General features: G+C 58.1%; 5 protein-coding genes and 5 pseudogenes. 4 read left to right on the top strand and 6 right to left on the bottom strand.

The window, feature by feature from the left end:
• The first annotated feature begins 992 nt into the window (after window positions 1–992).
• The gene (locus AC24YW_RS36540; protein WP_487487202.1) at window positions 993–1,529 is read left to right on the top strand and encodes a GNAT family N-acetyltransferase; all 537 of its coding nucleotides are present in this window, start codon (window positions 993–995) and stop codon (window positions 1,527–1,529) included.
• A 285-nt stretch (window positions 1,530–1,814) separates the two neighbouring features.
• On the opposite strand, the pseudogene AC24YW_RS36535 reads toward AC24YW_RS36540, so the two are convergent.
• Window positions 1,815–2,340, bottom strand: a pseudogene (locus AC24YW_RS36535) (aminotransferase class III-fold pyridoxal phosphate-dependent enzyme); the annotation flags it as partial.
• A gap of 543 nt (window positions 2,341–2,883) precedes the next feature.
• On the opposite strand from AC24YW_RS36535, the gene AC24YW_RS36530 reads away from it, so the two are divergent.
• Complete coding sequence (locus AC24YW_RS36530; protein WP_487487204.1) at window positions 2,884–3,477, top strand: IS66 family transposase; 594 nt, start codon at window positions 2,884–2,886, stop codon at window positions 3,475–3,477.
• A gap of 71 nt (window positions 3,478–3,548) precedes the next feature.
• Complete coding sequence (locus AC24YW_RS36525; protein ID WP_487487201.1) at window positions 3,549–3,725, top strand: hypothetical protein; 177 nt, start codon at window positions 3,549–3,551, stop codon at window positions 3,723–3,725.
• 17 nt (window positions 3,726–3,742) lie between these two features.
• Here the strand turns inward: AC24YW_RS36525 and AC24YW_RS36520 are convergent, their stop codons facing one another.
• From AC24YW_RS36520 to AC24YW_RS36500, 5 genes and pseudogenes are all read right to left on the bottom strand, one after another.
• The gene (locus AC24YW_RS36520) at window positions 3,743–4,561 is read right to left on the bottom strand and encodes an ABC transporter permease (protein ID WP_487487200.1); all 819 of its coding nucleotides are present in this window, start codon (window positions 4,559–4,561) and stop codon (window positions 3,743–3,745) included.
• Between the two features lie 100 nt (window positions 4,562–4,661).
• On the bottom strand, window positions 4,662–5,462 hold the full coding sequence (locus AC24YW_RS36515) for an ABC transporter ATP-binding protein (RefSeq protein ID WP_487487203.1): 801 nt from the start codon (window positions 5,460–5,462) through the stop codon (window positions 4,662–4,664).
• A 940-nt stretch (window positions 5,463–6,402) separates the two neighbouring features.
• Window positions 6,403–7,073, bottom strand: a pseudogene (locus AC24YW_RS36510) (IS3 family transposase); the annotation flags it as partial.
• A gap of 448 nt (window positions 7,074–7,521) precedes the next feature.
• Window positions 7,522–8,147 (bottom strand): annotated as a pseudogene (locus AC24YW_RS36505) (integrase core domain-containing protein); the annotation flags it as partial.
• A gap of 7 nt (window positions 8,148–8,154) precedes the next feature.
• Window positions 8,155–8,467 (bottom strand): annotated as a pseudogene (locus tag AC24YW_RS36500) (IS110 family transposase); the annotation flags it as partial.
• Between the two features lie 240 nt (window positions 8,468–8,707).
• Here AC24YW_RS36500 and AC24YW_RS36495 point away from each other — a divergent pair.
• Window positions 8,708–8,909: pseudogene (locus AC24YW_RS36495) on the top strand (integrase core domain-containing protein); the annotation flags it as partial.
• Between the last annotated feature and the right edge of the window lie 246 nt (window positions 8,910–9,155).

Genomic DNA, 9,155 nt, shown 5'->3' with positions numbered 1-9,155 from the left:
ATGATCTGCTCTTCCGAGAGCGGCTGCGCTTCATGCTCTGGTCCTTGTCGTGGGCCAGAGCGAACTTCAAACTGGATTAAGCCTGTGGGGCAAGGTCAGCGCAGAAGCATGTCGGAGCAGATGCTTGAGACTGGCAAACACTTGTTCGATCTGCTTCAGGTCAGGCGAGTAGTTTGGCCGGAAGAAGAGTTTGCTGCCGGCCGAACGGATGAGTTGGCACACTGTCGACGCTTGCCAGCTGGGTGAAGCGTGCGGCCTAGTGGCTCGAAAGCTCGCCAGCTCCCAACCCGGATGCCAGGCTAGTCGACAAGGAAGGTCGTTCAGAGCCTCACCAGCATCGCGATCAGACAGCTCCCGTCCCTCGTCCAGTATCTAACTAGTAGGCAATCCGCTGTCCGCTTTAAAACACCCACCTTCTATTCCCGCGCCTGTTTCTTTAGCTTTGCCAAATACCCGCTTGCTGGAACGGAGGCTGGCATGGGCATTGCAATTCAGAAAGCCGCAATACTGATGGAGGATTTAGTGCATTCAATCGAAAAACCAACCGAAGCTCCCTTTCCTCTCCAATGGACCTACAGGAGAACAGTGGAAGGCACATGGCGGTGGAAACTCTCCCCTGGACGCGTTCCAGCGATGCAGTCGCTATTCAATCCGAGACGTCAACTATGTGCATCCCCCGGCAATTCGCCTGATATAGTCAACAGCGCCAGCGCGGTACTGCTCTAGAGAAGTGGAGATACTGGTTGAAAGCTCTTGCGAAGATCAGTACCTGGCAATTGACCGAGTGATGATTCTGGCCTGATCGGTCGGCGTCAACCAACAAGCTGTTGGAGCTCTGTGGCATGAGCTGCGAAAGTGACTTTCGACTCGATTCTCTGAGGACTGCCGGTCAACGACATTGACCGCGCACGCTGCGCAATACCTGAACTGGTGTAACAGGCGCATGGGTAATTGCTTCCTATGGCGATGAATGCAACGACCTGGAGAGTACCATGACCAAATATGAAACTGAGCATTTGATCCTTATGGCACCCCGCCCCGAACATGAGGCTGATTTGTTTAGGCTGCATAACGACCCACTGGTCCAGGAGATGGTATTCAATAATGTGCCGCAGACCATGGAGAATGTACGAAAATGGCTCCATTGGTTCTTCGCCGAATGGCGAAAGAACGGCTTCGGAGATTGGATGGTGTACGAAAAGATCGATGATAGTTCTATTTTCATCGGCCGATGTGGTCTTCGCGACTTTGAAGGCACGAACAATCTTGAGCTCGCCACCTCCCTTTGCGAACACGGAAGGGGACGAGGCTTAGGTATGGAAGCCGCCCGGTTTGCCGTTACTCATGCCTTACGAAACTCGACAAAAGAAAAAGTTGTTGCCCTAATTAAGCGCGGAAACGCGCGGCCTGAGCCGGTGGCCAAGAAGTTGGGCCTGCGCTATATCGACGATCGGTGGCACGGTGGCAAGTTTTGGCGATATTACGAAGTGACGCGCGAGGAATATTTTTCTCTGCAGCAGCAGCTGTAGTATCAGCTGACGCTCTCTCGCCCTTCGACAATATAGCGACTGCTGCGCAGCTCAAGAGAGCTGCTAAATCCCAAGGTGGATGCGCGACCATGGCGGCTAGCAAACCGCTCCTGTATAGCTGTGTCTTGCTGGGCTTACGTCCTCGTGGTTTATTGTTGCTTTTGCCGAAAGGGGCAACGCATCTTTCGCTCGGCATGTCAGGTGAGGTGGATACCTGGCGGGAGCGCAAGTCGAGGTGACACCTGTGTCGTCCGGTGGAGACAGACAGGAGACCGTCCAAGCTAGAGCTTTCGAGACGCGCGCTCTGACCTTGAGCTGTGGATCGAAGCGCTTCTTCAACTGCCGGTCTGCAACGAATTCGACAGCCCCTAACAAGCCAACCCCACGAACCACCCCGACGATCTCCATTTGCGCCGCAAATTCTTCCTTGAGCCGCCGCTGGATATAAGCGCCGACACTCCTGCAGTCGCTCAGGCGCTCTTTTTCGAAAATCGCGAGAACTGCGTCCGCAGCGGCTGCCGCAATCGGATGACCCGAGGGTGCAGCCGTGTGAAGAGGCGCCTAGCGATCAGAGGCCTCCTCCACGACTGCGTACACCTTCTCGCCTACGATGGGCCCGACAGCGGTGTAACCGGAGCTCAGAGTCTTGGTAACTGGAAGCTCGATCCCGTGCAGCGCGATGCCGAAATTCTCGGCCGTTCGGGCAGATCGTTTCGTCGCCGATTAATATGACGTCGTAACGCTTGAGCACCGCCTGAGTTGTGCGCCAATAGCCCGCGGGTGGCGGCGCAATGCCTCCCCTACCAAGCACCTGGTTCTTCGGTCGCATGAGCCGAATACGTGTGATAGATACCAACTTTTAAGCCTGCCGCGCGATGGCTTCGCGACTTCGCTCGGGCCGCATTTGATTTTGACGCAATAAAGTCCGGCAAAAGCGTCCATGTAGCTGCGGCCCTGGGATCCCGGATCCGAATGTTTTTTTTGCCATCACGCGCCGATCTTGCCAGGGCGAAAGTCCTTGAGCTGCGTGAAAGCATGAAGAACGCTCGATCGACGTTCAGCGACGGCTTTGATACCAGCCACACCAGTTCTCCTAAACCGCTAAATCCACGAAGCAGACGCATCAACGAACGTACTCAGCCGTGGCCATATCGGTATCCTTCGCGGCCCCGCCCGATTGTTTCTAGTCCCCGAGGGGAATGGAAGGGCCGGTGAATGAAGGTAGCCGTTCCAAACTTTGAGCACCCGCCGTTGAAACACGCTGGCGGCGTGCTCGAGCGCTGTACGTCTTCCTGTCGAGTGCTCTGAGCGGCCATTTCCTGTCTCACGCGATCTCCATTGAAATCGCCCGTACATTCGGGATGCTGCCCCGCGAGGCTCTGGATCGACAAAGAGGGCCTACTTATGGGCCTATGCCAGGGATGACCGAACTTTTGACCGCAGCGGTCCCCCGATGGTGGCTTATCACTTCGAAGACAGTCGCGCCGGCGAATGCGTGGTCCGCCATCTCAATGGTTATATCGCGGCATCCTGCAAGTGGATGGCTATGCGGCCTATAACAAGCACGCGCGATCCGATCGCTGACGGCATCATATTGGCTGCCGGCTGGTCACACCGCAGACGCAAGTTCTACGAGCTGCATGTTGCAGGGAGCTCAGAGGCGGCAACGGCGACGGTCGAGCGGATGGCCAAGCTCTGGCAGGTCGAGAAAACCGTGCGGGGCCAAAGCCCCGACACTCGCGTTGCCGCGCGCCGGCAAGCCTCCGCCGCGGTCGTCGCAGATCTCTTCGACCTCTGGCAGCAGACCTTGCGGCGGATCTCCGGCAAATCAAAATTGGCCGACGCGATTCGCCATGCCGTCTCACGGCGTGCCATCTTCGAAGGCTTCCTGGCCGATGGTCGGATTGAGCTCGACTCCAACGTTGTCGAACGGCCCATCAAAGAATAGGCTCTTCGCTGGCAGCGACGGCGGCGGACAAACCTGGGCGAACTATCGCAACACTGCTGCAGACGGCGAAGATGAACAACGTCGTCCCGTTCGCCCGGCTTACGCTAACACTTCATCGTATCGCCAACGGTTGGCCGAGCAGCGAAATCGAAGCGCTTATCCATGGAGCCCCGCCGCCTGCTCAGCTTGCCGCTTACGTCGAGGACGACGAACTAGCTTTCCCGTCTCTTCAAGCGGATCGCGATTAGCGCGCTCCCTTACAGCTCTATTCGCTGCCCGAGAGCAGCGAGCCATGCGTTTTGGTGCTACGAAACAGAGCAAAGAATGTCCAAAAAGATGCAACCAGCAGCACCGAGTTGATGGTTAACGCCTCCAGCATTAAGTCGCTCCTAAAGGTTTGCTCGTTCAGGAGGGCGCGCATGCCTTCGAACACATAGGTCGGGGGCAAGGCCCACGCGACGTATTGCAGCCAGACGGGAAGCACGCCGATTGGATAGTAGACACAGGCCAGCGGCAAGATCGCGAAAATCAAGGTCCAGGCGATGCTCTGAGCGCCAAGGCCGTTCCGCAGCACCAGGCCTGAAACGAAGATGCCCACAGCCCAGCTCGAGAAGATCAGATTGCAGAACAAGGCTATCAGGGGCAGCCCGAGCACGTAGACGTTGAATTGAAATAGGAGCAGCGCGAGCAGGGTCATCGGGACGACGCCAATGGCGAGCCGGATCAGGCTCATGACCATCAGCGACAGCAGGAGCTCAATCGGCCTCAAAGGGCTCATCATCAAGTTGCCAAGATTGCGCGCCCACATCTCCTCAAGGAAAGAAATAGAAAAGCCCAGCTGTCCGCGGAACAAGATGTCCCATAGGATGACGGCACCAAGCAGTGCGCCTCCCGCGCGCGCGCCGAAATTCGAATTTTGCGCAATGTAGAGCTGCAGGAAGCCCCAGGTAGTCACCTGCAGTGCCGGCCAATACAGGAGCTCTAGCAGCCGCGGCCAAGAGGACATCAACAAATACCAGTATCGCAGGATCATGGCGCCGACGCGCCGCACTGACACGCCATGATGAAGACGAAGCTTGGTCATCTTGGCACCGCATAGCCAGAATGGGTCGCAGCGGACTCGGGTTCTATCCCGCATTTGCACTCCGCGGTATCTAGGCTACGGCGGAAAGGCAGGGCCCCGCTCATCGCGCTTCCTCTTTTGAACCGTTCACACGTCCGCGCGCCACGTCCAGGAACACCTGCTCTAGCGTTGAGCGTTTGTAGCGGGTCATGATCGCATCAGGCGTGTCGTTGTCCTCGACGCGGCCGCGTCTCAGGATGATAACGCGGTCGCAGAGCCGCTCGACCTCAAGCATATTGTGCGAAGCTAGGAGAATGGTGGTCTTGTTGTCTCGCCGATACTGCTCTAGATGAGCCCGCACCCAGTCGGCGGTAGCGGGGTCGAGGGAGGCAGTCGGCTCGTCCAGCAAGAGCAGCTCAGGCTGGTTGATCAGCGCCTTTGCCAACGCAACGCGGGCCTTCTGCCCAGCGGAGAGCTTGCCGTTGGTGCGATCGATTAAGTCGGTGAAGTCGAGATCGGCCGCGAGGTCGGCAATGCGCTTCGAGACGTTTTTCACCGCATAGAGCTTGCCAAACACGGTGAGGTTCTGCCGCACGGTAAGCCGCATGGGCATGTCGACGTAGGGACTCTGGAAATTTATCCGCCCCAGCACGGACGCACTCTCATCGGGCATCTCATGACCTAGCACCTGAACGCGGCCGGAGGTCGGCAGCACTAGGCCCATGATCATCGCTATGGTCGTGGTCTTGCCGGCCCCGTTGCCGCCCAGAAGCCCGGTGATGCTGCCGCGCGGCAATGAAAACGAGATGTTGTCGACGGCGCGGATTTGCTTGTAGACCTTTACCAGCTGATCGACTTCGATCGCCGCACGCGCGGTGCGGTTCGCAACCACCATCTGATGAACCTTGTCATTGCGGGTCATACGGGCCATTGAGGCTTCCCTCTGGATCGGCAATTACTCGGTGAGCGATCACTGTTCCACCTGGAATCTGACCCAGTTGGTGAGCTGGCACAGTTGATCGAGAGAGCACGATCTTGCCACAGCCGAAACAGGCTAACGTTTATCGTCCACCATTGGATGCAGCATCGAGCGTTCTCGACGCGCGGAACAATTGGAACAACTCGCTCTGGGGATCGTTCGATGACTTTAATCACAAAGGAAGGCTCAATCTTGCTTGAACACCAAGTGTTGATCTTGTTGAGCTTGGCGGACTGGCTGAAGGATGCTTCGGAAAACGGCACCGCCGGTGAACGATGCTCTCCGTTTGCAATGGGCTTTCGGTTCAAAAGTCGCACTCCAGACATTTGAAGCGGTTTGCGTGACTTCGCCAACATGTGAAACTTAGCTATGTTGTACCATATGGAGCTGATTGATGGACGATCTGCAGTCTTCTTCAACACGCCATGCACCCCTTGTGAAATTCTAGTTTGCCTGAGGAATGCACGGGCAATTGAACGCCATATTACCAGCCTTTTGCTCGGCGACTGGTGTCCAGCAAGCAATGTGCCAGCTGCACGAACGCAACTTGATGGGCTGCGCAGCATCACGTGATGCTTAAGATGTGGGAAGCGCATCGGATCGCACGCGCTTCCAATCGATAGCGCGCCACGTCGTCATGCGTCTCAATGTCACGTGCTCGACACCAAATGAAATAGATCGAACAAACGGGTCGACATCGTCGCATGCCCGCGTAGTGGCGTCCAACGCGACCTTCGGCTTGAAAAGACATCACCGCAAAATCGTAGGCTCGGGGACACTGGCGGTGCCAACCCAGATACATTGTTGGATGAATCACGCCTGATTTCCAGGACTCGTAAATGGTGCAAAGGTTAACGCGTTGCCGGCGCGATGCTTGCACAGCGTCTCGTTCAGCAACATTGAAGCTTTCGATGAAGGCATTCTGCGTCGGCTTGCCGGGAGCGATGTAATGCCAGGCGACGCTGCTCTGATTGGCCGATGTCAGGATGGCGTTGCTGGTCAATTCGGTGCCGTTGTCGCTGACCATCATTTTGGGCTTGCCGCGGTGTATGATCAGCCGGTCCAGCTCCGCGCCACCCGGGAGCCCGACGGCGAGGTGCCGGCCACGAACGACAGGCACTCGCGGGTGCACTCGTCGACCACGGTCGGAATGCGGAAGCGGCGGCCGCAAGTCAGCTGATCCGAGACAAAGTCGAACGACCAGCGGTCATTCGGGACTATCGGCTCCACGATCGGCGCCCTGGTCCCGAGCATCCGTTTGCGGCCACCACGGCGACGGACCACGAGCCTCTCTTCCCGATAGAGCCGGAACAGCTTCTTGTGGTTGGCCAGATAGCCCTCCGCTTGAGCAGAACATGCAGGCGTCGATAGCCGAAGGAGGCGCACCTCGGCAATCGCTCTCATGCGTTGGCGTAGGGCAGCGTCATCCGCCCGGGTTGTCCGATATCTGATGGTCATGCGGCAACAGCCGATGGCTTTACACGCGCGCCGTTCGCTCATCCCGTGGGCGTCCACGAGATGGGCGACAACTTTCCGCTTCCTTGCGGGCGTCACCGAGCTTGGCCGCGGCCCTGTTTGGTGATCCTACCATGGTAGGCGGAACCTTCGCTAGATTGCCTTACTAGCCGCAGGTAGCTCACCAGCCTGGTCGGATCGGCAAAGCGCTGGATGTCGGCGAAGCCCGTGTCCTCGCCCGAAGCATATCCCACGCGGGAGCGTCATCAGCCGCCGAATGACCGGATCGGACATCGCTTCACGCGCGATATCCGCCTCGACCTCTTTCAATGAACCCTGGATCAGATCGATCTGCGCCAGGTGACGCTCGATTGCGGCACGCTCGTCGGCAGGTACTATCTGGGCGGCGAGCCACCTGCGACCGCTGATCCCTACAAGGTTTGAGGTGTGGATAGGGCGGAATGAGGTGGGCGTGAAGGATCGACTGAATGAGGTTCTTCAAGCGTACCCGAGCTGCGTACGGCGCGCGACTTGGCGTCGTAGGGCCCTAGTTGTGGAGCCTCAAGAGGTTGTCCTTGGTCAACCCAAGTCTGTTGATCGGCGTTTGTGAGTCTATAGCACCACGGGGCCGGTGCCAGTTGTATTGATGCAGCCAGATCGGCAGTTCTTCGGCACGTCGATCTGAGGTGGGATAGGCTTTGGCGTAAGCCCATTCCCGAAGTGCGGTCTGGATGAAGCGCTCGGCCTTGCCGTTTGTCCGCGGCGTGTAAGGCTTGGTGCGGATTTGCTTGATGCCCAGGTCCCGGCAAGCGTGGCGGAAGGCAAAAGCCTGATAGCAGCTTCCATTGTCGGTCATGACGCGGGTGACGGTGACGCCGAGGCTTTTGTAGTAGGCCACAGCGGCCTTGAGGAAGGGAACAGCGCTGGCCGCCGCTCGTCAGGCTTGATCTCGGAGAAGGCGACGCGGGAATGGTCGTCAATGCAGAAATGGACGAAATCCCAGCCGGCGCCGCGGCTCTTGTTCGGAGCACTCGGATCGCCGGTGATACGGTGACCAACACGCCGGAAACGCCCGAGCTTTTTGATGTCGATGTGAATGATCTCGCCGGGGTTCTCGCGCTCATAGCGGCGCTCCGGCTCGGCCGGCTCCAGATCGCGTATCCGGCTCAATCCCAGGCCGGACCTCCGGAAGAAATCCGGTGGCGTACAACTTCGCTAGCACCGCGGCATCAATCGCATCCGTCTTGATCTTTGCGTGCGCTATCAACCGCACCTGCTTCGGGTTGGCGATGACAACACGGTCGACATACGGCGCCAGAACTTCGACAACGGCCGCAGCATTGCCAGTCGCCTCGACCACGTGATCGTCATGGGTGAGTAGCCTCCAAGCTGTCACGGGTCATGGGAAAGCGGCCGAGCTTCGTTAGATGTCCCTCGAGCAGCGCCACGGCCTCGGCCGCGACGCGATGGATGTCCATACCAATGATGCGCATATCTCCCTCCATGGTCAGTGCGAAAGGGAGCTGCGGGCAACACGACAATTACGGATCCGCGCTCGCAGCGTATCCGGGCTAGTCGCGGGGCGGCCAGATAACGACCTCGAACTAGCAGTTCATGTCAGTGCGACGCCATGCCCGCACTTACGTGCTCCCGGTGCCCCGAGGCCCGGATCGGTCTACGCTGATGGGCTAGATCGAGCCTGGAAACACGAAGACACCGGCTACATCATGCCGGATAACGCCTTTATCGAAGCCTTCAATGGGCGCTTCCGGCCGAATGTCTCAATGCCCATTGGTTCCTGTCCCTTGCGGACGCCCAGGAAAAAGTTGAGACTTGGCGCAGATACTAGACGAGGAACGACCCCACGGGACGATCGGCAATCGGCCGCCGATTTTCCTGCAAAAACACGTCGGCGCTACCGGCCCGCCAACGTGATCAGAGGCGCAAAACTCTAATTCCAGCTGGTCCAAAGTTCGGTCTCGCTGCAGCTGGATGAAAATTCAGTGGCAGGTCAGCCGGTCAGCAGCCGTCAGCGAGCATGGTCCGCAGTCGGCCACAACAGCTGCTGTTCGTTTGTGAATTGATCGTGTCCCTGAGCATGGTGTAACTGGCGGTGGGACACCGCGTTCGCCGGCGCGAGCCGGACTGGTCAGCTGGCGATAGCCGGAAGGCTGACGGTTG

The organism is Bradyrhizobium sp. USDA3516 (assembly GCF_057651995.1).
The sequence above is the reverse complement of the archived record's forward strand: the minus strand, read 5'-3'. Positions and strand labels throughout refer to the sequence as shown.